Origin of the sequence: Priestia sp. FSL P4-0332 (assembly GCF_038005845.1) — a bacterium.
GTDB lineage: Bacteria > Bacillota > Bacilli > Bacillales > Bacillaceae_H > Priestia.
The window spans coordinates 3,517,783-3,543,204 of record NZ_JBBOUA010000001.1; the positions used below are offsets into that span (position 1 = coordinate 3,517,783).

A 25,422-nucleotide genomic window follows, 5' to 3' on the forward strand; every position below is an offset into this window, starting at 1 on the left:
TAGTAATTAATTGAATTATATTATTTGATTTTTTTCAGGGGTGTAGTCTCGTTAACATTTTTTTGGAGTTTTTTATTTTTGGAATAGACGGAGTAGCTCAAATAAGAAATTTATATTATTGCATTTACGCATTTTTCGCTTTAAGATATTGTAGAAAGCGTAACGTTTTTATAAAAATATTGGCTTATTAAAAAAGAGAAGAAATAAAGCGCACATTGTTGTAAGCGCTTACTTATTTTTGTTTTTATAGCAAAGTAAATAAAATGCCCTACCCTATAGTGTGTTACTTGATCTTACAATTGTCTTTTCAATTTTTTAGGCGTATCTTATATTTTGGTTAAGGAGTGAGTATGATGGCTATTCTCTTCAATCACGAAAATAATTTCAAAAACTACTTAATGTACGGAAAAAGGCAATATATGAAACAAAAAAATGTGGTATATGAACAAGGAGACATAGGAGAAGGATTTTATTACTTGGACAGTGGATTAATTAAAGTCCATACCTCTACCCCATTAGGGAAAGAACGCGTGTTAAACATTGTATTGCCAGGTCAATTATTGGGAGTTCAAGCAATGGACCAACAAGCTCATTTTACTACTGCTACTACAGTAAAAGATTCCGTACTATATTATTTTAGTTATGACGATTTCAAAACACTTATAACTCTCCACCCGCCCATACTAAACCTTATTACAAAGAGTATTATTCAAAAAATGCATATCCTAGCTGAACAAATTAATTTACATACATTAACTACCGAACAGCAAATCGCCGCTGTGCTCTTAAACATCTATCATGACTTTAAAAACTATGAAATTCCTTTAACACAAAAGGACTTAGCAACGTGTACCGGTTTAACAAGGATTACGGTTTATAAAACGTTAAAAAAATGGAAAGAAAAAAAACTAATAGATAGTAAAAATAAAAGATTTTTAATTAAGAACCCGGATCTGTTAAAAAATTATCTCTTTCATTCATAAACGCTTTGGTCACGTTATTAAAGTAAAGAATAATGCTTCATGTATGAAATGTTTCTATACGTTTAAAATACACTTTTATAGAAAGGTGATTGAATGGTAAACCTTCGATACATATGGCGTCCCTTTTTAAAGTATGGACAGATGATAAAATTAGAAGAAAACACCACGATCTATTATCAAGGAGAAGTTGGTAAAGGATTTTATTATTTAGATAAAGGCAGTGTAAAGATTACTCTCTTAACTGAGAAAGGAGCAGAACGTACGGTTAACTATGTACCTGAAGGCATGTTATTAGGGGAAAACGGTATTAATAAAGAGCCTTATTTAACAACTGCTGTAACCACAACTCCATCCGTTTTATATTATTTTACTAATGAAGCAATGTTAAAAATATACGAGGAGGAACCGAAAGCAGTCATTCTCTTTACAAATTCTCTTCTCTATAAGTTTAGACTGCTAGCAGAAATTATTACGTTTCTTAATCTCCCCGTTGAACAACAGATGGCTCATTATTTATTAAAGCTCGTAAAAGAAAATGAGGAATTTCCCTTTAATCAAACATCCTTTGCCCGCTACGTTGGGACTTCCCGCATTACCGTGAATAAAATTATTCAAAAATGGAGTAAAGAAAAATGGATTGAGCTGTCTAATCAAAATATTTATATTAAAAACATCAATAAACTTAAAGAAATAAGAGATCAAAACAGCAAAAATATAGGAGATTTAGATATGCTAATGCTGCCATTAATGTGATTATAAATACACTTGTGATGCTGCTTCGCACATAGAAGGTATGGAGGAAAATACAGGGAATGTGAAAATATAATTTAATAAAAAAGAAGTTACCTTTAGGTAGCTTCTTTCACTAAAAAAGGAGTCTATTTATTCTAAGGTTAACCTTATATCACAAATCGTGTTTTTCGGAGTACTACTACGATTTATTGTGGTTTATCCTAATCAAGACGTACCTCTGTTTAAAAGTTCAATTAAAATCGCCTTGCCATATATACATATACCTTTATTTCAAAGTTACGGTTAATTCTCTTTCTGTAAAAACTTGTTTAGCAATAAAAATAGCATTTAACACTCTAGGAAAGCCAGTGTATGGAATACAGTGAGTAATGGCTTCTACTATTTCATGCGGTGTGAGACCTACATTAAGCGCAGCATTAATATGAACATTTAATTGTGGTTCACACCCTCCTTGTGTCGTGAGTGAGCTTATCGTAACCAGTTGTTTTTGCTGCAGGTTAAGTCCTTCTCTTGTATAAATATCTCCAAAGGCAAATTCAATGACATATTTCCCAATGTCAGGAGCAATGTCTTTTAATGATTCAATTACTCGTTTTCCACCCTCTCCATCTACCTCCATTAACGTTTTCCAACCATTTTCGTAACGTTCATTCATCAACTGAATCTCTCCTTACAACTGAGTTATTTTATTTACAAGTTAGATATTACGCTTTAGAGCGCGCTCTAAAGCAAGCATTTTATTTCTCATGTTATAATAATTAATATGGAAAATTTATTCAGTATTCAACAAATAGCAAGTATGACCGGTCTTTCTACACATACTTTGCGTTATTACGAAAAAATTGGATTAATAAAAAATGTGCAAAGAGCCCAAACCGGATATCGGCAATATACAGATTTTGATCTAGCTTGGATTCAGTTTTTAATTCGTTTACGTGTTACAGGAATGCCTATGCTTAAAATGAAGCAGTTTTCTGATTTGCGACAGAAAGGAGAGTCTACTATTACGGCAAGAAAGGAACTGTTAGAGGAACATTATAAAGATGTCTTAGGCAAGATAGAGGAACTAGAATTAAATTCGCATAGAATTGAAGAAAAGATTGCGCACTATAAAAAATTAGAGACAGTGGAAAACCAACAATCTTAATAACTATAAAAAAGACCTTGAAACACACCTTTCAAGGTCTTTCTTATAGCACCTAATATAACATGAAACAAAAAACGCTGAATTTATATATGTAGCAGATTTGAAATATTCCCACCTAAAACTCTGTCTGCAACTTCTCCACTAGTTGCATTTGAAAAATTTTCGTGTCTTGAATACCGGCTTTTTGGAGTTCCTGTTTAAAGGATTCTCCTTTTTTTAGTTTTAATAATTAACAAATCTATACTAACTCCACTCATTCATAATTGCCAAAAGTTCATATCCATATGAACCGGGTTTTCCTTTTAACAAACCTAAGATTAAAAGTGGAATCAATTGATCTCCCCTCATAAAATGGGATTAATTCTGCTTTACTTACTTTCATTAATAGTAGAGATATTAATAGAAAACTCTTCAAAACTTAATTGTCCCAAAGCAAACTTCATACTTTCAACAAATATACGTTCATTTTTAGTTAGTTCACGCTTTGCTTCCTTTTCAACCCATTCATGCTCAACGTCTAAAACATCTAACACATGCTTTTGTTTTGAAAAAGCCTCATAGTATCTTAATCCAAACTTTCTTTGGGAAACGGCATCAATATGAATGCCATCTGGATTTGCTGTTAAGCCTTTTGATGTTACAAAATAACAATTTTTTTCAGTATGGGCAACTTTAGATAATATCTGGTTTATTTGTTTATATTCTACAGCGCTTTTTCCAAATCCGACGTCTCCAAGGTAATGTCCCAACTCACCGATAATAATCGGGATATCTGGTGCATTCAATTCTTCTCTCAAATGTTTAAATAATGAAAGCAATTTATCTTCATATGTCTTATAACGTTCTCCGTAACTGTCGCTTTCTCCTTGATGCCACAGAATTCCCACTAACTCACTTGTTTCCATTGCGAATTTTGCTTCAGAAATCGCGTGCCTGGTTAATAGTCCGTCAATTGTCCACTCATCAATTGAGCTTCCTCCCTCGGCACATGGTATGACCCCAATGGACTCGCCCTGATGATCCTCTGTCCAAGCTTGAGCAAAAGAGGCTGCCGGCCCAACACCAGATATGTGACGATCAAAATTAAGTGGTTCTGCCATCGTTTGCCATCTACCGTTTCTCAACATATGTATATGCTCATTATAAATCGGCGGTACATCCTCAATAAATCCTCTGCCTGCCATATTTGATTGTCCAATTAACAATACAGATTTCATAGAAACGCCTTCTTTCTTTGTTTACAATAGTCTAATTAGACTAAGTAGGTTTATCAATATAATTTAATTAGCTTTTTTATGATTTAGGTCTTGATAAGATTTTATCTGGAGATTCAGCGTATTCATACACTTTAGTAAGATTTATTTCTTACTGTTCTTTCTCTTCCATGTGGATCACTTTTTTCTAATTTGCTCGTGGTTATACTTATATAGAATTAGTTACACTTTGATATATAGCTTAATTGATGGCTTCAAGGGCTTGTTTCAAATAATCCATTTCAGAGGTTATATCATCTATCTTTTGGTTTAACTGACTTACTTTATCAAGAGTATTCCGTGCGTCTAATAAATTAATTTCTAACATCAAACGGCTTGCTTCACTCTCAAGTTCTAGTCTCTTTGCAAATAATATCTCGTGCTTTTTTATAATTTCAGATTTTAAATTCTTACTATTGGTTTCTTTCATACTTCTACCTCACTAACTTGTAATAACAGTATTTTATTGAGATGTAAATTTCCCTATATAATCTAATAATTACCTACAGGGAAGTTTATGATATAGTTGAAATTTCCTTTTTCACTTACAGGAAAACCACATTTATTTCGCATTTACATAAGCTAAATAATAGAAACTAATTAAAATAAATTCCATTATTCACTTTCCTTGGATGGCGTTCATAAGCTCTTGATGTTGACATTCAGATACATACTGAGCGCTCAAAAGCTTCTCTAACTGTTAAAAATAAATACAACATTCCAAAATAAGGGAAAATTTAAACCATTTTGTTTTTTTTGCAGGAAAAGAAAGCGAAGTATATAAAGATAACAGTATGCATCAAAAAGTGTTGAGAACATTTTATTATCATTTTCTATAAGCACGAGAGCAATAATTTGAGAAAAGAGCTTATATAAGTCCGTGTCTTAAGTATGCCTATTATATAGAATGGGTTACTTAGTAAATAAGGGAAGGTGATTTATATGTTAGGGGAAGAAGATTTAAAAGTAAATTGTATATCAGCTGCTATAGGTTTACTAATCCAACATAATATCATCACTCACCAGGAACTGGACAAACTAACTAAAACGAATTATCACGTTTTTTATCACTTTCTAATGGATAAGCTAATTGAACAAGAGTTTAATAAGGAGAGAGTGGTTCAAACATAAGTGCTTCAACAAAGAAAGAAGCACAAGATCCAAAGCAAAGATCTCCTATTTCAAATGTAATTCATATAGGGCTCCTTACATATTAGACATATATAATATGTAAGGACTCTCTTATTCAACAAACGCCCCCTATAGTTTAAATGTAGTTCTTCACAATCTATAATTTTAAAAAGTCATTTTATCGCAGGAAGCCTGCCAGTATTGTTACAAAAAAAGTCCTCTCCTCGTTTCAGGAAAAGAACTTATATTCAGTGAATTTTATAAGCTACTTCCAAGTCTGATCCAGTTTATCTGAATAGAAATTTAAGGCTCTTTTATAACTTAGTATTTCATTGTCATTTGTCGTATTTATTAAGCATTTCAGTAACAGTTCCATCGCTTGACTATATTCTTTTAAATTGTATAAGGTCATGGAATAAAACACTTTAATTACATGATTATCTGGGAATAATTCCATGCCTTTCAAAAATGTCTCTTTTGACTTTTCATATTCCCCCAAGGCTCTATATGTGCTGCCCAATCCCAATACTGCACCTTCCATATCCTTAGAAGGTAATCCTATCTTTATGGCATTTTCGTAAAAGGGCACCGCCTTTTCTTCTTCTCCTAATATGTCAAAGCTCCAAGCACATTGATAGTTATATAAAGCATCGTCTGGAAATTCCTTAACTAATTCACTTAGCAATTCGTTAGATTCTTTGTGATTTCCATTCTTTCGTAACGCTAACGCTTTACCTAGTTTGTTATTCATTACTTAAATCTCCAATCCTTCTTTTTCCCACTATTTATCTCTTAACATCCTTCCATATCCGGAAATTCAGCGTATTCGTACACTTTATCCAGATCTAATTCTTGCTTTAACTATCCTTAATGTTTAATTTTTAAAGGCTAACCCATTGGCCTGCAAAGCTGTTCTAAGTTTAGGTAAAGAAGCCGGCCCCATACCGTGAAATTGTAATATCTCTTTTTCACTAAATTTTGATAACTGCTGCAAAGAAGTTATCCCGTTGTTTTCTAATGCTCGTCTTGCTGGTGCTGATAGCATTAAAAGAAATCCATTGTCAGGTTTGCTTTCTTGCTCACAGGTTGGGCAGGTCGGACAGTTGCTGCTTTTATAATATGTGTGTCCTTTATGACAGATTCTTAGATTTCCCTTTTGGGTTTTCATTTTTAATCTCTCCTTTTCTCAAGAATTTTTTTAGCTTTTATCCCCTGCCACTTCTTCAATGGATGGTTTATGAAGAAACAAAACATCCTACGTATAGTAAACTAATTATTATTAAATGCTTGTTAGTCTCGTTTCAGATAGTGTAGCTCCATTACACATCATGCTAACACCTTACATGTTTGCGTTTGAAACCAAGCCGTCCTCTATCTATATCCTTTTGAATGTTTTCGGAGGCAAGAAGAATACTACTTTTTTTCTTATCCTTCTTAACTTCGACTGGACCTACTGCCTTTGCAGTTTCAAGCGCCTTCTCATGAAGTGGCAAATATGAAATACCGACTGTATAGATAAAATTATTCATAGCCGATTTCGTTCGATCTGGAGAATCGTGAATCGTGTTTTCCACTTGATTAAGCATATCTGCAATCTTGCTTGTGCTAAATTCATCGTCAGGACGATTACCCAAAAGCCAGCAGTAACAACTCCAACCTGCCGACATTTTAAGTTCTTCATCGCTTGCCACCCACCTATCAGCAACAACTTGCGCAAAATCGGTTTCTGACAAAGTTACTGAAACTACATAATCGGATAGCATGTAAAAATACGCTTTATCAATCCAACGCTCAAAATCCTCCGCAGTCATCTCTGTTGGGTCTGCAATGATACCAGCAAAATACATAGCATCGTAATTGCCAGAAGCGTAAAGCTGCTCAGCCAAAGCCTGATTTTTCTTGACTTTCTTTGCAATCGGCTTCATTTTTCCTGTTGCCACTCCAAAAAGCGGATCGCGTGCACCATTGTTTATGTAAGTCTTTTTAATTCGTTCCGTACCAAGCGCTTCAAGTTCTTTCATAACCATTTCAAAGTCCACCGTTCTGTATCCTCCTTCTTCTCCGTTCATAATCTGCTTTTTATTTCCGCCAAAAAGTTGCACAGTCTTTCTTATCTAAAATATTAAACTCGATTATGTTTTTAAGTAATTCATAGTTTACTGGCTCAGTCCATAAAATTCGAAACAGGCCTTTGGTAGCGCTGTATCCAGCCTGAGCAATGTCATGATTAAAGTGCGCAATGCCTGTTTCTTCAGGTGAAACGCTCAAATGATGTTTCGCTGAGGCAAAGCCGACGATGAATGTTCCATGATCGGTAAACATTGGCGTATTCCATTTAATTTGTGGTTCCAAATTTGGGAAAGTATTAGCAATCCAAGCCAAAACCTCCTCTGTTCGGTCACGGTGGTCAGGGCTATCTATACGCGCTAAATATTCTGCAAAAACTTCCATAGAATCTTCTCCTCAAATAAATTTTTTTTAATCTACTCTACTTTTATACAAATGGAATATCAGTCAGTTCACTTAGCTCTACTTCATTTTTAACTCAAATACATTAACAATTTATCTTAGCCATGTTTTAAATAAAATGTACTAATCATTTAATCCTTTTCCAGTAAGAATGTTCGGAATGCATTTTTCAATCCTTGATTCCCGAGTCTTAGATTGTTTGGCCCCAGAAAAATAAAGAATATATGCTCTTTGCCGTCCTGGAGTCAATGTAGTAAAAGCCGTTTTTAAAGCAGGTATTTCATCAAATTTGTGTTGTAGCTCTTCAGGAATACTGAGTTCTTCAGGCTTTTTAGCTTTGACTTTCAATCCGGCTTTTTCCACCTCAATGGCCTCATAAATATAAGCTTTTAAGATGGCTTCCTTTTCAACTATTTCTTGCACATTGGTAAACCGAATTTGTCGCGCTCCTTGTACATTCTCCGTTTGTTGGATTAGAATACCATGAGAATCTTGTAACAGAGAACCTTTAGGAAACAGCAGTGCACAATATTCTTTAAATCCATGCATTAAAACAACGTTTTTTTTCTCAAACGTGTAACAAGGGTTCATCCATGTGAACTACCCACCACTTATCACCCTAACGGGTTGCTTGAAGTGGGGGCTTCCTGGGTAATTGCCACTTTTGATAGCTGACAAAATAAATCAGGCTAACCCTCTTGTTCCAAGAGTTTAGTTTATAATGGATTAGACTATTGCTAACAAGCGAATACCTTCTTTTTTGATATTGAGTGCCGAATTATGATCCCTATCAAGGTGTAATCCACAAACGCATTGATAGACACGTTCAGACAATTTTACTTCGTTCACTGAACCGCAATTCGAGCACATTTTTGTAGAAGGGAACCACTTGTCAATCTTGATCAGTTGTTTCCCTTGGTCAGCTAACTTATATTGTAAGAATGTAATGAACATTCCCCACGCGTTATCAGCTACACTTTTTCCAAATTTAAGCGTTTTAGACATCGCCTTCATATTTAAGTCTTCAATCGCGATTGCGTCAAAAGTAGACACCAGTCCTTTTGATTTTTGATGAAGAAAATTTTTGCGTTGATTGGCAACTTTTTCGTGTAGTTTAGCCACCTTTACTCGCTGTTTTTTCCAATTTGAAGAACCTTTCTTCTTACGAGAAAGTTTACGTTGTTCAGTAGCTAACTTATCAAGCATTTGACGATAAAACTTCGGGTAATTGGCTTTCTTACCTTCGCTATCGACAAATAGCCCATCCATCGCAAAATCTAAGCCTTCAACTTTTTTAATCTCTTTACCGGCAATGTCTTTCTCATAAACGGTCAAAATGGAGACATAATACTTTCCAGAAGCAGACATTGATAATGTACACGATTTAATCGTTGATTCCGACGGAATCTGCCTGTGTTGTTTGATTTTCACTTGTTTTAACTTAGGTAATTTGATATGACCATCCAACAACTGAATGTTTCCGTTCACCACATTGGTTGTATAGCTTTGTTTATGGCGTCTACTTTTGAATTTCGGGAACTTCGCGTTCCCTTTGAATAATGCTTTGTACGCCTTATCCAAGTTCAGTTGGGCGTTAGCCAGCGCGAGAGAGTCCACTTCTTTTAACCACTCAAACTCTTTTTTGTATTTAGCAGGAGTAGGATGCTTTATTTTTTTAAGCTTCTCTTTATCGTCTTTTAGCCTTTCGAACGTATCAATACGTTCCGCCAGCATCTTATTGTAGACAAACCGAACACAACCGAAGGTTTTGTGGAGTACTATTTTCTGTTCTTTTGTTGGATATATTCTGAACTTGTACGCCTTATGTTGTGTAGCCATATCAACTCACCTCATTTCATTCCTTGATTTTCAATATATTCTTTCACAACTGTGATAGGAGATTCGCCGGTAGTCAACAAACAAAAACTTCTCGACCAGAACATTTCTTTCCATAACTTCTTTCGGAAGTATGTTAAAATCTTCGGTCAACTCACAGTCAAGAACAATCTTTCTCAGCGACTCATATTCTTCTTTCCACTTTTTAGCTTCACTTAAAAATTCATCAACCTTAGGATTCATTTTACTGTTTGTCATCAAGGAACACTCCTATTCAATTTTTTAATCTGTCGCTCTAGCAATGATACAGTCAACCTTCAATTCATTTAATGGTGTTACTATTCTTCAAATGTAGGAAATGCCCTTCTTCAACGTTTGCATTTAATATAGAAAAAAACAAAGCAAGGACTGCCTGCATGTCGATACATATAATGAATCTATTTGGTAGCTACTCATAATCGATCGAAAGAATCTTTCAAAAAAGAACATTTGTTCTCTATATTATACAAGAACAAATGTTCTATTTTCAATAAAAACTCTAAAGTTTTCCGAATTATTCCTATGAATAGCGTCGAATTTATTATTAAAAAAGAAATACTTTATATACCTAAAGAAAGATATTGAGATAATGAAAATAAAAAACTATGAGAAAATGTTCTCCAAAGCAAAATTTCGGAATGAAATAATCAACAAAATTTGCCATAATAAGTGAAGTAAGGAGGTGTATTATGTTTCGATTGTATGGAGCCTTAATTGGGCTTAGTTTAATTTGGGGTTTATCTTTTGTATTTATGAAGTGGCTGCTTCCCTCAGTTGGAATATGGGGAATTGTATTTTTTCGTTGTCTAGCAGGTGCTATCATCTTGCTCCCGTTTCTATGGTGGAAGCGTAGAAAAGTTAAAGAGAAACTACCCTGGAAGGCATTGATTGTTGTTGGTATATTTAACTGTGGTTTGGCGTGGGGATTAATTTCCTTAAGCGAAACTGAGATAAACAGTACAACTGCCTCTATTCTGAATGCGACCACTCCGATCTGGACAGGTCTTATCGGATTTATTCTTTTTTCTTATCGACTTACCGGACGTCAGTGGATCGGTATTCTTATCGGTTTTTTCGGGATACTCGTCCTTATGAATTTTCAATTTGGTCAGATTTTCGGGAAAGGGTTTGTTGGGATTGGAACAATGCTTGTTGCTTGTATCTGCTATGGGCTTGCTGGGCAGTTAACAAAACGGTTTCTGTCTGAGGTGAGCGTACTAACTATAACAACTTTCACCTTACTAACAGGTGCTATCATTGGTTTAATTGGGATGCTGATTACCGAACCATTCAAATTAGATTTGTTGATTCATCCACTTCCGATTCTTGCAATTGTGGGTCTCGGCTGTTTTGGCTCAGGATTGGGTCAGTTAATCTACTTTTATATCAATAAAAATGGTGGCCCTGAATTAGCGGCAACGGTTACTTACCTGATCCCTGCCTCGGCCATGGTATGGGGTTATTTACTACTGGGAGAGACAATTACTCCAAACGTAGTCATTGGACTACTTATTATCTTTACTGGCGTTTATCTTTCATCTAGGAAATCAAAAGGTAAAACTCCGCATGTCACTCTTGTTAGCAATAAACAAAATTAAGTAAGTAGATTTTATAATGTGAGTCTTTAAAGTTATCTACGAGAGAGGAATTAAGAAACTGAAGGACTACAAAATATGATATATTTCAAATGAAATTCATCATATGTAACAATAAAACGTAATTCTAGTTGTTCAATTTTGTTTAAAAGGCAGCCCTCTATTTGGCTGCCTTTTTTATTTCAAGGCAGAAAATAATTTTAAAATTCACTGCTAGTTATCCCATACAACACAACATCAAACAAAAACGCTGAATTTATATATGAAGCAGATTCGAGATATTCCCACCTAACACTCTGTCTGCAACTTCTTGACTAGATGTATGACGCTTAACAGCCTGTAAATTTAAATATGGATCTCCATATGGAAAATCTGAACTAAATAACGTTCTTTCAGGTATTTCTTTTATAGCCAAAGACAAGGCGTATGTTGTATAAAATGCAGATATATCTAAGTAAGCATTTTTAGTGTCTTTTATCATTTCTATCGTTTGTAGCCAATGAATTCCGCCCATATGCCCGTATATAACCGGCACATTTTCATATTTTTGAGTGAGAAGAAATAACTCCTGAATATCCTTTAAGTTCAAAGGATGAAAAGTATGTACCCAGATAGGCAAAGACGTATAGTCACTTGCTGCTTTAAATATAGGTTCTAACAATGGAATTTGACCTGGACCAAGAGTAAATTCTCCGAGACCTTTCATCTTTTGCCCTTTGACAAGTTTCTCTACCCAGTCGTTTAAGGTGACATCACCCGGAGAATAAGAAAGAGGAACTGAACCAAACCCTACAAACCTATTTGGATATTGCTTAAGCGCACCGCTTACTTCTTCTAGCGCATTTAAGCGTGCTTGTACGGGATTCACCTCATTATTTAGAATTTGATTTAATTTGTTCATTTCGGTTGTAAATTCTTTAACATTAAAATAGCCAATGTTAAAAGCCACTTGTATAAAACAAGTGGCCTTTTGCTACGTTAGATATAAGACTTTTATTTTTCTATACAAAGATTGCTCTGAGCTTGTTTAGTCTGTTTTCGTTTAGATAGAACGTTGTCGGCAACAATTACTACGACAGAAACGGCAAGAGCAAAAGCCCCAATCCAAGGAATATAATTCAACAAGCCATTTTTGACAGCAATACCACCGATACCAGCTCCAGCTGCCATTCCCAGTTGTCCAGCAGCACTGTGTAAACTAAGCACAATACTTGCTGCAGCAGGAGCAAGGCTTATAAGCTGAAATTGTATTGGCGTGCCGGAAGACCAAGCTGCGAGCGCCCAGAAAATAAGCAATACATAGAAAAGAAAAGCAAATTGACCGATAAACGGGAATAGCAATAGTGCAATAGCATGGAGTAACATTCCTCCAGTTAATGTACGAAATGATCCCCACTTATCTGTACTAAAACCTCCTAATTTGGATCCAATAGCGCTAGCAATACCAAATATAAAGAGAGCTGTAGTTACCCCTTGATTGCTCATTCCGAATGTATTTAAGAAATACGGTGAAATGTACGTAAATACAACGGAATATGAACCTAACCATAGAAATGTGATGAGCAAGTATGCTGAGATACGTGGTTTCATAAGAAATTTAAACTGCTCACGCAAAGGTACAGGTTCTTCAGCAACTGTTTTTGGTATAGTAAACAACGTTAAGGCGGATAAAAGTAATCCTACTACACCAAGCCCAATGAATATTACATTCCAATCATAATGCGAAGCCACAACTCTTCCTATAGGTACACCTACAACCAAAGCAGTACTATTCCCCATAACAACTGTAGCAATCGCACCTCCCTGCTTTCCTGGAGCTGCTAAAACTGCAGCAAGGGTTAGAAGCGTAACTTGAATAACGCCGGCACTAAGGGCAGAGATGATTCTAGCTGCCATTAGCATTTCATAACCTGTTATTATCGCAATAAGAATATTGATGACAGAGAAAACGGTTAAAGCATAGACAAGAAGTTTTTTTCGTTCCAGTCGAGCAGTCATAGCAATTAGAAAAGGTGTCCCTGCTCCAAAAGCTATTGAGAACACAGTAATTAGCTGTCCTGCAGATGAAACTGAAATGTTATTGGCCTCAGCAATTCTGTCTAAGATTCCGGCAATAACATATTCTGATGTACCATTAAGAAAACTAATGATAGCTAACAAATAAATTTTCCACATATTTGACAAAGTAAATCACACCTTTTGTTTTTATATTTCGATATTTCCAGAAATATAGATTTAAGTTCATAAATTAACCGAGCGTTTGAAAAATTACCTGTAAAGAGCTGATTTTTGCACGTAGACAAAGTGACCTTTACAGTTTCTTTAAAAATGTTTTATAAAGGTGACACACCATGAATTTAACGCGCTTATGATAACGATAGGTGATTTGCTTTAGCCTTTTTGTCTAAAGTACTAGTAATGGATATACTCATAATTTAGATGAGGATACCTATCAAGCGATTTAGCCATAATCCAGACAAGAAAGATCATACCTCTTATTTCTATATTTCTATAAGTATAGAAATATAGAAATAAGAGAAATTACTCCATCACATATGGAGCATACTTTCCAATCAACTCACGGTCTAGGCTGTAGTATATATATGTGCCTTCTTTATAAGTACTCAGAAGTCCGCAATCAGTTAATTGTTTTAAGTGATGGGATAAAGTTGATCCAGCAATTGATTCAAGTTTTATCCCAATATCCGAACAACATAAATTTGCTTCATTAGCAAGCAAACGAGCAATGTTTAATCGTGTTGGTTCACCGAGTGCTTTATATATTTTTATCGCTTGTTGTAACTTCGAGTTATCCTCCATTGTTATCACCCCCCTTTCCTAAGTCAATTAGATACATCATATGAGTACAAGCTAACATTATAGTGGCAAATATACTATTGAGATCTCATTTGCTAAAGCCAAATGCACTTTAATGATAAAATCCTCAAAACAGTACTATAAGCACAAATCAAAATAATTTATTGCGATCGCTAATCCTAATTATCTTCGGTTAATTTCTTGAAGTCTAATTCTCTTTCATGATACATTAGGTTCTAATACAAATGAAATGCATATTAATTATATGGGAGATAACAAAATTGATATGAACAAATCACAAATTGAACTTATTGTCCGGATATCAGAAACAGGAAGTTTTACAAAAGCCGGTGAAGAACTACATATGACACAACCTGCGGTAAGTCGTGCTGTAGCAACAATTGAATCGCAACTAGGAACGAAGTTAATTGAGAGAGATAAGAAGAATGGAATATCTTTTACAGATGTAGGAGAACGAATATTAGTTACTTTTAGAACAATCCTGAGTGAATTACAAAAAGTAGATGAATTAATTGTGGCTGAACAGGGGTTAGAAATTGGGAAGGTGCACATTGGCGCTTACCGAACTGCTTGTACTAGATTTATTCCTAAGATCATACGTACAATGGAAAGTCAGTATCCTGGTATAGAAATCAAGCTTTCGGAAGGTAGTGTAGATCAAGTAAAAGAGTGGTTACGTTCCAAATGCATTGATGTAGGAATTATTATTCCTCCTGATAAAGATTTTGATACCGTACCTTTAATTAAAGATCAACTGATTGTACTTATGCACTCAAGCCATCCTTTATCTCAGAAAGAAACAATAAGTATTCCTGACCTACAAGGTGAAGATATACTAATTGGAAAATGCGGTTATGAGGTACAAATTCATGCTTTATTCAACGAGTATAACTTGACTCCTAAAGTACGGTTTGAAATGGATTATATAGAGACAGGATTAAGTATGATACAAGAAGGGTTAGGAATTACCATTACAACGAAACAAAATATTTGGTGGTTGCCAGAGCAAGTCGTTTTTCGTGAATTAAAACCAGATACGTTTAGAGATATCAATATAGCAGTGCTAGATATGAAAGATATATCCAAAGCGACAGATACTTTTATCCAAACAGCTCGTACCCTTTTTGCTCAAGAAGATGCTTAAATAGAACTTAAGTAAACATGTGTTGCTATTTAGTGCATATATGAAAGACAGCCGTTTGATTCAAAAAGTGGCTGTCTTTTTTATTGCTACTATTTTTAATCGTTGTTAATCAAACAAAAGGATGATGGAAGAATCAGTATAGGATCCTGATTAGAGAAAGGAATATTCAGGAACATGGCTTATTGTATACCGTTATATACCTTATTTAACAATGTCTTTAGTTGAGTATTTTCTTCATCACTTAATTGACGCGTGACGAAGAGGTGAGCGTCTTTAACAAAAGGTGAAAGAGTTTTCTTTAACTCTTCTCCCTTTTCTGTAAGAAATAGATAGTGTAAGCGACGATCTCGTTCACTGTACATTCTTTTTATGAATCCTTTTTCCTCCATTGCATAAATCATTTCTACAATAGTTGTTTGTTTCTTATCAATTGCTTCTGCTAGTTCTGTTTGGGTTCTCCCTTTTTGAGAGTCTAGAACACTAATGATGCTCCATCGTACTGGAGTCATGCCATAAGGTTTGAGCTTTTTCTTGAAATAATTCATTGCTCTTACATCTGTACGATGAATAAGATGGCTTGTTAAATCATGTAAATCCATAACGTCACCTCAGAAAGATAGAAAAATATGTCTTAACCTAATAATCGAGTAATATAAGTCTTGATTAGTAGGCGATACCCACGCGTGATTCAATATAATTGCTACTATTTATCTGACCAAATGTATTCATGGGACCAAACCTCCTCTTGCACATAGATCACTCTATACTTTAAAAGTTGTTATATAGGCTTTTTCAAAAGTTAAAATAAAAACCACGATTTACTTCGTGGTTTTTATTTCACAGGTAGGCCTTCTGCTTTACCCCTAGCTGGTTTTGTGATTTTCCACCCTAATAAGATGGCAATGAATCCTATAATTATAAGAAGATATAATGTCGGAACGAAACTTCCTAGATAATCATGCAGAAATCCAATTATGAATGGGCCGACTGCACCGATCATATATCCAATTGCTTGAGTCATTGCTGACCAAGCACTTGCTTCCATAGGGGAAGATGCCATATCTAATGGTAACAACAAAGTTAGCGACACAAGACCACCGGCACCAACTCCTAAACATATGCTTGAAACAATAGGTGTTACGTTTGTAAAACATAAAAGGGATAAACCAATTATTATACTTAAGGTAAAGGTTGTGATCCAAAACCTTCTGCTCGGTAGCACTTTTAAAAGACTAGGTAATAAAAGAGTAGCTGGTAGCTGTGCAATCATAGCGATTGTACCTACAAGACCACCAAATGCTGGCGTCCACCCTTTTTCCTCTACAATGGCTGGTAGCCATGCTGCAAAACAATAAAATAGAAGAGTTACAATCCCTACAAAAGAAGTTAATAGCCAGGCTTTTTTATTTTTTAATGGTAAAGAAGCCTTCGTTTTTTGTGAAAAATTACTTGCAGGAATACGAGATTGTTTTATTACCATAAGCCAAAGTGGAATAGCGAGTAGAGCAAGAATACTCCAAAATGCTAATCCATTTTTCCATGAATTATTGAACCAGTGTTGAAGTGGTGTCGTTAGCCCAATAGAAATAGATGCACCCACTACCATTGAAGTAGAGTATATGCCTATCATCGATGCTGCCTTGTCTGGAAAATGACTTTTAATGAAACCAGAAAGCAAAGGGCTTACAACACCAATTCCTGCACCAATTAATAAAGCCGTTATTAACAGGTAAATTGAGGAATTTGTAAAGGCTCTTAGAAACGTTGCAATACCTATGCAAGTTATAGCGAAAGTAATCATCTTCTCTGGTTGATAGCGATTTGCTAAACGACCAGCAAATAACGAACAAAAACCAAAACATAACAAAGGAATGGAAGTGAGCAAACTAGCTAAAGTAGAACTCATACCTAGATCCTTCGTTATTCCATACAATACTGGGCTAACTGAAGTTAGACCCGGCCTAAGGTTAAATGCAACTAGTATAAGTGCAAATAGAAATAATTTATTACGATTGACCATACTAATTACCTCCGATTAATTTCTTGAAACTTAATCCTCTTCTATGGTACATTAGGTTTCATTATAAATAAAATGCATATTAATTATATGGGATATAACAAAAATGATATGAACAAATCACAAATTCACCTTATTGTTCAGATATCGGAAACAGGAAGTTTTACAAAAGCCGGTGAAGAACTACATATGACACAGCCTTAAGTATGGTACAAGAAGGATTAGGGATTACCATTACAACGAAAAAAAATATTTTGTCGCTACCAGAACAAGTAGTTTTTCGAGAGATGAAGCCGAACACGTTCAGAGAAATTAATATAGCAGTGCTAGATATGAAAGATACATCAAAAGCAACAGATGCCTTTATCCAAACAGCTCGTACTCTTTTTGCTGAAGAGGATGCTTAGGTATCGCTTTATATCTTGTGAGAGGGAAAGTTACAAAATATTACTTAAATGAATGACCTTACCCTGGTATCTATTCAGTTCGTATATACAAAAAAGACAGCCACTATTTAAATTAAATAGCTGTCTTTTTATTTCTCCTATTTTTAAAGGTTGTTAATCATACAAAAGAATGCTGTAAAAAGCATCAGTAGATAAGCCCCCATCAGAGAAATCGACACTTTCGATAAAGTATTACTTGAACTCGTTACTTCTACAAATCCGACTTTAAATATGTTCATTACAAACAAGACACATCCCACACTTAAGGACAATGTTAAAATAATTAGTGTTAGCTGTACTGATATCGTCACCTGCTGTTTTAATCTAAGGATAAACGCTTATTTATTTTCGCTGATTTTACATTTCGTAGATAAATAAACAATGTATAAATTAGCAAGGGCAAACTGTTAACAATGTTTTCAAAAAAGCATCGCCCTAAAAATAATGGTACGCAAGACAGACAAGCTACGTGTCTCTGATGATTGGGTAGTTTTTTTCTGATTTTAAGCTGTATATGATGTACATTCGTAGTTAACATAAAATATTATTCAAATACTTGAACCATTTAGCAATTGTATAAAAGGTCCTCTTTTTATGCACTTGTCCCCTAATCCCCTCAAGACAAATCGTTATTATATGGAGGATGGTATAAAAAGCTGCCTACTCCAGAAAGAGAATCCTTAGCTGAACCCTACTGCCGCAAGGGTTATTTTTTGTGATGTCTACCAGAAAGAGACTTTATGTAAACTAGCGATGCATATGATATACATAACAAAGAGCACATATATTGTTATAAAAATGTGCTCTTTTAGGCAAGATTTTTTAATTTATTATTTGGTAAGTTCTTTTGCAGATAGCCCTAACATGTCCGTATTTTTAGGCGTATGCCCAAGTAGACGTAACATAGCTACAATTTGTCCTTTATGATGTGATTCGTGAGTAATTGAATGGACAAGCAATTGACGGGGTGTTTTTCTTATAAGACCACTGTTTGCTCTCCAAGCAAGCTCTTTTTCGATAGATTCATCAAATTTATCTGTGAATTGCTCGAATACTTTTTCTACGTATCTATCAGCTTGTTCAAAATAACGTTTAATATCGTCTACCTGCATAGTGTTAAGGACTTCTTTTGTAAGTAGTGGTGATGAAGTTTCTGAAAGAACAAAAGAACCTAGCCAAGCATGATAGCAACCTGCCACATGAACTAAAGAGTCTCTAATACTTTGAAACCCAAATTCAAACTCTTTCGTAAAGTCATCTTCATTTAATTCTTTACACTGATCTAGTAAAATCTGTCTTGTTTGTTTTACCCATTCATACTCTAACTTTTCCATAACAATCACACCTCTTAGATATATAATAAAAAAACATCATTAGAGTTTTAAAAATCTATTTCTCCATTCCTCTGATAAATCATCAACTCTCAGTATCTTTTCGATTGATTCTTTATCTTGGTGTTGATGAAAAAGAATTTTTGTAGCACAAGCCACTGATATTCTTCTAGGATGCCTATCAATAACGTTTATTTCTGAATTGTTTTTAATAGCTCCTTCTTCCAATACTCGAAAAAAGTAACCTGTTAGAGAGGTTTCAACGACTTTCTTTAAAAGGTGTTTTTCCTCATTATATTTCGATATTGTATCACAAGGTACCCTTCCTTGCGTCACTTGCACAATTGCATCTCCCATTTGATATACATCGCCTATACAAACTTGTTTTTCAGTCATGCCCATTGCTGTAATATTTTCTCCAAAGGCTGGTAAAACCATTTTCTTTCGTAAGATTTTTTCCCAATAAGAATAGTGTTCAAATGGATATAAACATACCGCCCTATCAACGCCTCCATGCTTTTCTTTATTTCCAACGTCGTCTCCCACGAACCCTACCTTTTTTAACTCAGCAACCTTGGTAGAAGTCTTTCCTATTCCAGATAGCTTAGCTTCGTGGTTCCAGTTATATTCCTTTGGCGTTCCAATAGCTAAATTAATAATTCTAGGCATCAATTTGTAATGGCCTCACCTTCAGTGTTTACTTGTACACTAGCCTGTAGCTTATCTGTTGATGAGAGATATTTAGTTACATAATATTCACCGTTAGGTATTACCTTCTAGCTATCATTTCTATTTCAATTTGTGCGCCTAGAGGGAGAGAGGCTACACCTATAGTTGTACGAGCAGGATAAGGAGCAGAAAACTGTGTTGCATAAACTTCGTTCATTGCTGCAAAATCATTCATATTGGTTAAAAAAACATTTACCTTTTCCACATTTTCAGAGGTTAGACCTGATGCTTCCAATACTTTAAAAAGATTTTCAAAACATTGTTTTGTTTGTTCTACAATATTACCCTCCGAGAGCTTTTGAGTCTGTGGATCGATAGGAGTTTGCCCGGATAAAAATAGGAACTCCCCTGCTTCAACTGCATGAGAGTACGGCCCAACAGCAACAGCGCCATCAGCATTAATACATTTTCTTGTCATATATAATACCTCCTTTAGATATTTACCTTATTGTAATATAGGGATTTATAAATAAATTATAAACCTCTATGTTCCGTATTTTTATAAATTACGATGTAGGGTTTAGAGAGATTCATCGTTTTTTTCTATTTAAATATGATTACGTTTTAAAAAATCTAACATTAATTCTCCAATTTCATTTGCGTGTGTTTCTAGAGCAAAGTGGCCACTGTCTACTAAGTGGACCTCTGCATCAGGTAAATCTTTTTTGAAAGCTTTAGCCCCTTCTGGAATAAAGGAAACATCATTTTCACCCCATACTGCTAATAAGGGCGGCTGATACTTACGGAGATATTGTTGAAATTCAGGATACATCTTTACATTGGTTTGATAATCAAATATTAAATCTAACTGTTTTTCATCATTTCCTGGTCGTTTCATATAGGTAATGTCAAGCGTATAACCATCTGGGGAAACTGTATTTTCCCGCGTCCCATCGATATACTGATGCTTAATGGTTTCTGATGCAAAAGCCGTTCGATAACTTTGTCTTTTTTCCGGCGTGGGATTTTCCCAGTATTCTTCTCTGGTCGCCCATTTTGATCCCAAACCTTCTCGATAAATGTTTCCGTTTTGGCTAATAATTGCTGTTACACGCTCTGGGTTATGCATAGCTAAACGAAAACCAATAGGAGCACCATAATCAAAAACGTATAGAGCATACTTATCAAGTTCTAATTTATTAACGAAAGCTTCAATTACCTCAGTAATATGATCAAATGTATAGTCGAATTCTTTTCGATCAGGCGAAGTTGTATTTCCAAAGCCAGGATAATCAGGGGCAATTACATAATAATCTTTTTCTAGAACCGGAATAAGATCTCGGAACATGTGGCTTGCAGATGGAAATCCATGTAGCAATAAGATGGTTGGTTTATCTGGATTCCCTGCCTTCCTATAAAATATATTCAGACCTTTCACTTCTAAAGTATGATATGTTACCATACAAACTCTCCTCTCCTAATTACCAAACGTTAAAGTGACTAAACCCTCTTCTAAACAACTATCATCAATAAAGACTTTATTTTCAGCTAAAGTTATCGACTGTTTTCTCCAAATATTTCTTAATCAATACCTATACTTTATAATAGATTTGCTTACATGTATAATTCAATACTGAGATATGGGGTATCTCTAAAAGAGATATCCACTTAAGTTAGGAGGCAATATGAATATTCAATTGCTTCACGTCTTTTGGTTGAAGAAGCTATCATATCAAGTTTTTCCTTAAAAAATGATACGATAGCTTTTATTTATCAAACCTTTAGTTATCAAAATGACGCAAACAAAGATATATGAATAAAGTAATGTTTTATATTGTTCTTTCTCTTTCTACTACTTCCTTCTCAACTATATGCTTTCAATACTTATTAGACACATAAAAGTTAAATTTCTTCATTCTGTATATTTTCTGTAATTACAATCTTAACAGGCTTATTATCAAATCGAATCCCGGATAATAAAAAGAGAGCACCAATTAATACAACAATTGCAGCCCCAATTAAAGCAGAGTTGTAATTATGACTAGCAGATGCAAAGTGGCCAGCAAGCAAGGGCCCTATCATTTGACCAGCAGCATAAATAGCTGTAAGGTAACCGATGATACGGCTACTATTCTTTGGAGTAATTCGGCTTGCTAATGTTGTAGCAAGTGTTGTAATTCCCATAAATGTTGCTCCAAACAATAGTGCACTTACAATTAAACCTATTTTAGTCATTAATAATACCGGAACTACAATGCCAAAGGCTTGTAATAGCATGGTAACAACTAAGCATTTCACAAACCCCATTTTTTTGGCAAGTGAAGACCAGATAATACAAGATGGAATCGCAGCTAAACCGACAATCATCCATATAAAGGTTGCATCGCCATTAAAATTTGGTATTTGTCCTGCAATAGATATAATAAAGGTACCAGTTACAATATACCCTAGACCCTCTAGACCATAGGCTATAATCAACCAAGGAATCCATTTCGTTGGAGGGCCATGAGCAGGTATCTCCTTCTTCTTATTCTGAGTAGAACTAGAGGTCTCATCTTTCAACCAAATCCATACTAGGAAAGTTAGTATAATACTTAGAATAGAGAGCCCAATCCATGCTCCTTCCCATTTAAAATAATGATTTAAAATAGGGATAGTGATTCCAGTAAGAAAAATCCCTACTCCAACTCCTCCATAGAAAAGCCCAGACCAATTTGTTTTTTCCTTTTCAGCAAGTTTGTCTAATACAATACTTGAAGATAAAACAAGTACAAATGCACTAGAAAAGCCGGATATAAAACGACAAGTATACCATGCTGAATACATTTGAAATAATCCCATGCCTGCAGTCGTAATTACACTGAAAATTAGACTTAATCTTAAGACTGCTTTTCTACGTTTTTTTAAAGGTAGGATTCCTACTAAAACAGCTCCAATTAGATATCCTGCATAGTTGCTTGTAGCAAGATACCCGGCAACTTTATTTGAAAATGACATGTCACTTTGCATAAGAGGTAGAATAGGCGTATAGGAAAACCTTGCAATTCCCATTGCAATAACTAACGATAATATTCCACCAACTAAAATTTTAATCAAGATCTCATCTCCTTAAAAAATGTTACTACTTCAGCATATCTCTATTTTGATATATAATAAAATACATAAAATAGATAACAGGTATCTTTAAAACAGATATCAAAATCCATCGAAGTTTGTATCTCTGGCTTCTCAATGAGTCTGCTAGCACGTTCATAATTTTTTAAGTCTATAGAGCTCTCTGCACTACTATATTTACACATGTGTAAAAGCCCTTTGCTCTTATTAAGCAAAGGGCTTTTTATTAAATAAAATGTGATAAATTCAATTACTATGGCGGGGTTTATTCCATATACGTACACATTTTTTAATTATGAATCCACGCTATAGTTGTGTGGAAACCTTTATCCATATAACGAGGATGAAAGTCCCTTCTCCTCCTCTAGGATATTATAGAGGACTAATCCTCTCCTCTTGAAACATTTCTGCAAATTTAATAAGAGGCGTAGAGAAAGTGACATCAGTACGATAAATAAAAAGCGTGTCGACTAGCGAAAATTTTTCTGGAATAGAATAATGAGTAACCTCTTCTAGATAGCTGTATCTTTGTACAATAGATAGAGGTAGTAAAGTAACTCCCAGGCCAGCTGCTATACATCCCATAAGCGCATCCAAGGAACCAAACTCCATAACTTTAGAAGGTATCACTCCTTCTTCATGTAACCAATGCTTTAACTTCTCACGATAAAAACAACCTTTGTGTAAAACTAACAGTGTCAAATCATCAACTTTATGAGATTTTAAAGATTGAGAAAGTAACGAATTTCCTACCAATACTAATTCTTCACTGAATACTTTCTTTGTAATAAGGTCAGGATGAGATAGAGGTCCAGAGACAAATGCACCGTCTAATTTATAATTTAACACTGCTTCAATATGCTGACTTGTAGGCCCCGTTTTTAAGTTTAAATCTACTTGAGGATAGGCAGAGTGATACCTAGAGAGAAACCTAGGCAAATGAACGGCAGCCGTTGTCTCCATTGAACCGATACCTAAGGGACCTTGAGGCTCTTCTTGGTCCCTCATTACTTCTTTTGTTTCATCTAAAAGACGAAAAATTTTATCAGCATAAGTTATTAATACTTCTCCTTTTGCTGTTAGTGTAACCCCTTTGTTATGTCGATAAAATAAGACCGTTTGCAGGCTGTTTTCTAACTGTTGCATCCGAGTCGTAATATTAGACTGTGCATAATTTAGCTCTTTTGCAGCTTTTGAGATACTCCCATACTCGGCAACTGCCTTAAAAATACGCAAAGATTGAATATCCATGTTTCTTCACACCTAATTTCTCTTTACCATCTGTTAAAGAGATGACAAATATCTTTTTTTTGAATTATACCATATAGATAAAAACATATATGATAAATATGGAGCATCTTTTATGAGGATTATAAAGTGCCATTATATTTTTATGAGTCTCACATGTGCTCTTAATAAAAATGAATTAACTACCAGACCACATCATTTATTTAATTCTTAATACAACTCGTGTAGTCTACTTCATAACCTGGGGGAGAAAAATGAATTTAGATAATCGTGTTTGTGAAATGTTAGATATTAAGGTACCCATTATACAGGCTGGTATGGCGGGAGATAAAATTACAACAGTAGATCTCATTGTAAACGTATGTGAGGCAGGTGGGCTTGGAACATTAGGTGCTGCTTATATGCATCCAGAGGATATCCGACAAGCTGTGAGAGAGATTCGAAAATATACTAAAAGGCCCTTTGCTGTTAATCTTTTTGCTACTGAAATGGCAGATAATACGGGTGGGTTAGAAGAGGTTCAGCAATTATTAGATACGATGCGAGGCGTTTTATCTATTAAGCGTATTGAACAAGAAGTCAAAACTAAAAATTTATTTAAAGAGCAGTTTAAAGTATTGGTAGAAGAACAAGTACCTATCGTAAGCACAGCTTTTGGTGTTCTTCCACCTTATGCGATGAAAATAGCAAAAGAAAATGACATAAAAGTTATGACAATGGTTACAACAGTCAAAGAAGCCCTAACTGCACAAGAACAGGGGACGGATGTGATTATAGCTCAAGGAAGTGAAGCAGGTGGTCATCGAGGAACATTTGATGTAAATGAGCATCCTTACGGAGCTAATATTGGGCTGTTCTCACTTGTACCTCAAATAGTGGATCAAGTGGATGTTCCCGTCATTGCCACCGGTGGAATTATGGATGGAAGAGGATTAATCGCAGCTTTAGCTTTGGGCGCGAGTGGTGTACAAATGGGAACTGCTTTTTTAGCGACACAAGAATCTGGAGCACATCCTTGTTATAAAGAGGCTCTTCACGAAAGTAATGAAGAAAGCACGGTTCTCACTAGACATTTTTCAGGTCGTCCCGCACGAGGAATAGCCAATACTTTTATTAAGGAGTTCGAAACTTCTAAGATTCAACCGTTATGTTTTCCTACACAAAATACCATTACGGGAGATATTCGAAAAGCTGCAGCTAAGCTAGGTGATAAAGAGTATATGTCTTTATGGTGTGGCCAAAGTACGAGGCTATTAGAAAGAGATAGAACAGCAGCTGATCTAGTGAAAGCTACTATGCAACAAGCAGAAAATATTCTAAAAACACTCAACTATAGTTAAATTAATAAATGAGCCTCTTTCTATAGTAATTATCGTTTGAATCTATAGAATTGGGCTTTTCCTATTTAA

Annotated in this window: 28 protein-coding genes and 3 pseudogenes; 9 read left to right on the top strand and 22 right to left on the bottom strand. The window is 34.9% G+C overall.

Annotated elements, in window-relative coordinates; genetic code table 11:
• Window positions 1-350 precede the first annotated feature (350 nt).
• Window positions 351-983: a Crp/Fnr family transcriptional regulator gene (locus MKY06_RS18320; RefSeq protein WP_013058284.1), complete on the top strand. Its 633-nt coding sequence runs from the start codon at window positions 351-353 to the stop codon at window positions 981-983.
• A gap of 93 nt (window positions 984-1,076) precedes the next feature.
• Window positions 1,077-1,736, top strand: coding sequence for a Crp/Fnr family transcriptional regulator (locus MKY06_RS18325; RefSeq protein WP_098322262.1), 660 nt, complete (start codon window positions 1,077-1,079; stop codon window positions 1,734-1,736).
• Window positions 1,737-2,001: 265 nt separating this feature from the next.
• Here the strand turns inward: MKY06_RS18325 and MKY06_RS18330 are convergent, their stop codons facing one another.
• Window positions 2,002-2,391: a carboxymuconolactone decarboxylase family protein gene (locus MKY06_RS18330; protein ID WP_013058286.1), complete on the bottom strand. Its 390-nt coding sequence runs from the start codon at window positions 2,389-2,391 to the stop codon at window positions 2,002-2,004.
• A gap of 108 nt (window positions 2,392-2,499) precedes the next feature.
• On the opposite strand from MKY06_RS18330, the gene MKY06_RS18335 reads away from it, so the two are divergent.
• Window positions 2,500-2,883: a MerR family transcriptional regulator gene (locus MKY06_RS18335; RefSeq protein WP_098322264.1), complete on the top strand. Its 384-nt coding sequence runs from the start codon at window positions 2,500-2,502 to the stop codon at window positions 2,881-2,883.
• Between the two features lie 368 nt (window positions 2,884-3,251).
• Here MKY06_RS18335 and MKY06_RS18345 read toward each other — a convergent pair whose 3' ends face one another.
• Together MKY06_RS18345 and MKY06_RS18350 are read right to left on the bottom strand one after the other, a co-directional pair.
• Entirely contained in the window at window positions 3,252-4,100 is an 849-nt protein-coding gene (locus MKY06_RS18345; RefSeq protein WP_098288183.1) for a sialate O-acetylesterase, read from the bottom strand.
• A gap of 238 nt (window positions 4,101-4,338) precedes the next feature.
• Window positions 4,339-4,566 (bottom strand): hypothetical protein, encoded by a 228-nt coding sequence (locus MKY06_RS18350; protein ID WP_013058290.1) that lies wholly within the window; start codon window positions 4,564-4,566, stop codon window positions 4,339-4,341.
• A gap of 512 nt (window positions 4,567-5,078) precedes the next feature.
• On the opposite strand from MKY06_RS18350, the gene MKY06_RS18355 reads away from it, so the two are divergent.
• Window positions 5,079-5,267 (top strand): hypothetical protein, encoded by a 189-nt coding sequence (locus tag MKY06_RS18355; protein WP_013058291.1) that lies wholly within the window; start codon window positions 5,079-5,081, stop codon window positions 5,265-5,267.
• Between the two features lie 265 nt (window positions 5,268-5,532).
• Here the strand turns inward: MKY06_RS18355 and MKY06_RS18360 are convergent, their stop codons facing one another.
• The 8 genes and pseudogenes from MKY06_RS18360 to MKY06_RS18395 all read right to left on the bottom strand — a co-directional run.
• Window positions 5,533-6,018 carry a tetratricopeptide repeat protein gene (locus MKY06_RS18360; protein ID WP_098399934.1) on the bottom strand — a complete coding sequence of 162 codons (486 nt, stop codon included), beginning with the start codon at window positions 6,016-6,018 and terminating at the stop codon, window positions 5,533-5,535.
• 123 nt (window positions 6,019-6,141) lie between these two features.
• On the bottom strand, window positions 6,142-6,435 hold the full coding sequence (locus MKY06_RS18365; protein ID WP_098449971.1) for an RNA polymerase alpha subunit C-terminal domain-containing protein: 294 nt from the start codon (window positions 6,433-6,435) through the stop codon (window positions 6,142-6,144).
• A gap of 163 nt (window positions 6,436-6,598) precedes the next feature.
• Complete coding sequence (locus MKY06_RS18370; protein ID WP_116327216.1) at window positions 6,599-7,306, bottom strand: DNA alkylation repair protein; 708 nt, start codon at window positions 7,304-7,306, stop codon at window positions 6,599-6,601.
• Between the two features lie 40 nt (window positions 7,307-7,346).
• Window positions 7,347-7,718, bottom strand: coding sequence for an iron chaperone (locus tag MKY06_RS18375; protein WP_029323400.1), 372 nt, complete (start codon window positions 7,716-7,718; stop codon window positions 7,347-7,349).
• 141 nt (window positions 7,719-7,859) lie between these two features.
• Window positions 7,860-8,336, bottom strand: a pseudogene (locus MKY06_RS18380) (YdeI/OmpD-associated family protein); the annotation flags it as partial.
• A gap of 126 nt (window positions 8,337-8,462) precedes the next feature.
• The gene (locus tag MKY06_RS18385) at window positions 8,463-9,575 is read right to left on the bottom strand and encodes an RNA-guided endonuclease TnpB family protein (RefSeq protein ID WP_098602521.1); all 1,113 of its coding nucleotides are present in this window, start codon (window positions 9,573-9,575) and stop codon (window positions 8,463-8,465) included.
• 11 nt (window positions 9,576-9,586) lie between these two features.
• Window positions 9,587-9,700 (bottom strand): annotated as a pseudogene (locus MKY06_RS18390) (transposase); the annotation flags it as partial.
• Between the two features lie 10 nt (window positions 9,701-9,710).
• Window positions 9,711-9,830, bottom strand: a pseudogene (locus MKY06_RS18395) (hypothetical protein); the annotation flags it as partial.
• A 470-nt stretch (window positions 9,831-10,300) separates the two neighbouring features.
• Here MKY06_RS18395 and MKY06_RS18400 point away from each other — a divergent pair.
• Window positions 10,301-11,209 (top strand): DMT family transporter, encoded by a 909-nt coding sequence (locus MKY06_RS18400; RefSeq protein WP_064471966.1) that lies wholly within the window; start codon window positions 10,301-10,303, stop codon window positions 11,207-11,209.
• Window positions 11,210-11,462: 253 nt separating this feature from the next.
• On the opposite strand, the gene MKY06_RS18405 is transcribed toward MKY06_RS18400, so the two are convergent.
• From MKY06_RS18405 to MKY06_RS18415, 3 genes are all read right to left on the bottom strand, one after another.
• Window positions 11,463-12,107 carry an amidohydrolase family protein gene (locus MKY06_RS18405; RefSeq protein WP_236019603.1) on the bottom strand — a complete coding sequence of 215 codons (645 nt, stop codon included), beginning with the start codon at window positions 12,105-12,107 and terminating at the stop codon, window positions 11,463-11,465.
• A gap of 92 nt (window positions 12,108-12,199) precedes the next feature.
• On the bottom strand, window positions 12,200-13,381 hold the full coding sequence (locus MKY06_RS18410; RefSeq protein WP_236019610.1) for an MFS transporter: 1,182 nt from the start codon (window positions 13,379-13,381) through the stop codon (window positions 12,200-12,202).
• A gap of 366 nt (window positions 13,382-13,747) precedes the next feature.
• Window positions 13,748-14,026: an ArsR/SmtB family transcription factor gene (locus MKY06_RS18415; protein WP_061859391.1), complete on the bottom strand. Its 279-nt coding sequence runs from the start codon at window positions 14,024-14,026 to the stop codon at window positions 13,748-13,750.
• A 283-nt stretch (window positions 14,027-14,309) separates the two neighbouring features.
• Between MKY06_RS18415 and MKY06_RS18420 the strand changes: the two genes are divergently transcribed.
• Complete coding sequence (locus MKY06_RS18420) at window positions 14,310-15,188, top strand: LysR family transcriptional regulator (protein ID WP_061859392.1); 879 nt, start codon at window positions 14,310-14,312, stop codon at window positions 15,186-15,188.
• Window positions 15,189-15,367: 179 nt separating this feature from the next.
• On the opposite strand, the gene MKY06_RS18425 is transcribed toward MKY06_RS18420, so the two are convergent.
• Complete coding sequence (locus tag MKY06_RS18425) at window positions 15,368-15,787, bottom strand: MarR family winged helix-turn-helix transcriptional regulator (protein ID WP_098602523.1); 420 nt, start codon at window positions 15,785-15,787, stop codon at window positions 15,368-15,370.
• Between the two features lie 233 nt (window positions 15,788-16,020).
• A complete protein-coding gene (locus tag MKY06_RS18430) occupies window positions 16,021-17,208 on the bottom strand; it encodes an MFS transporter (protein ID WP_340961123.1) in 1,188 nt (395 codons plus the stop codon).
• Between the two features lie 108 nt (window positions 17,209-17,316).
• On the opposite strand from MKY06_RS18430, the gene MKY06_RS18435 reads away from it, so the two are divergent.
• Entirely contained in the window at window positions 17,317-17,409 is a 93-nt protein-coding gene (locus MKY06_RS18435; protein ID WP_139031977.1) for a helix-turn-helix domain-containing protein, read from the top strand.
• Window positions 17,410-17,411: 2 nt separating this feature from the next.
• Window positions 17,412-17,612, top strand: coding sequence for a hypothetical protein (locus MKY06_RS18440; protein ID WP_098590017.1), 201 nt, complete (start codon window positions 17,412-17,414; stop codon window positions 17,610-17,612).
• A gap of 869 nt (window positions 17,613-18,481) precedes the next feature.
• On the opposite strand, the gene MKY06_RS18445 is transcribed toward MKY06_RS18440, so the two are convergent.
• The 6 genes from MKY06_RS18445 to MKY06_RS18470 all read right to left on the bottom strand — a co-directional run bounded on the left by MKY06_RS18445 (window position 18,482) and on the right by MKY06_RS18470 (window position 24,016).
• Window positions 18,482-18,985, bottom strand: coding sequence for a DinB family protein (locus MKY06_RS18445; RefSeq protein WP_204231986.1), 504 nt, complete (start codon window positions 18,983-18,985; stop codon window positions 18,482-18,484).
• A gap of 39 nt (window positions 18,986-19,024) precedes the next feature.
• Entirely contained in the window at window positions 19,025-19,651 is a 627-nt protein-coding gene (locus tag MKY06_RS18450; protein ID WP_289920662.1) for an MOSC domain-containing protein, read from the bottom strand.
• Between the two features lie 100 nt (window positions 19,652-19,751).
• A complete protein-coding gene (locus MKY06_RS18455) occupies window positions 19,752-20,129 on the bottom strand; it encodes a RidA family protein (protein ID WP_029323412.1) in 378 nt (125 codons plus the stop codon).
• A gap of 129 nt (window positions 20,130-20,258) precedes the next feature.
• Window positions 20,259-21,113: an alpha/beta fold hydrolase gene (locus tag MKY06_RS18460; RefSeq protein ID WP_064471967.1), complete on the bottom strand. Its 855-nt coding sequence runs from the start codon at window positions 21,111-21,113 to the stop codon at window positions 20,259-20,261.
• Window positions 21,114-21,553: 440 nt separating this feature from the next.
• Window positions 21,554-22,747, bottom strand: a complete 1,194-nt coding sequence (locus MKY06_RS18465) for a YbfB/YjiJ family MFS transporter (protein ID WP_029323416.1) — start codon at window positions 22,745-22,747, stop codon at window positions 21,554-21,556.
• 390 nt (window positions 22,748-23,137) lie between these two features.
• Entirely contained in the window at window positions 23,138-24,016 is an 879-nt protein-coding gene (locus MKY06_RS18470; protein ID WP_063672366.1) for a LysR family transcriptional regulator, read from the bottom strand.
• 251 nt (window positions 24,017-24,267) lie between these two features.
• Here MKY06_RS18470 and MKY06_RS18475 point away from each other — a divergent pair, with 251 nt between their 5' ends.
• Window positions 24,268-25,353 carry an NAD(P)H-dependent flavin oxidoreductase gene (locus tag MKY06_RS18475; protein WP_057273729.1) on the top strand — a complete coding sequence of 362 codons (1,086 nt, stop codon included), beginning with the start codon at window positions 24,268-24,270 and terminating at the stop codon, window positions 25,351-25,353.
• The last annotated feature ends 69 nt before the right edge of the window (window positions 25,354-25,422 follow it).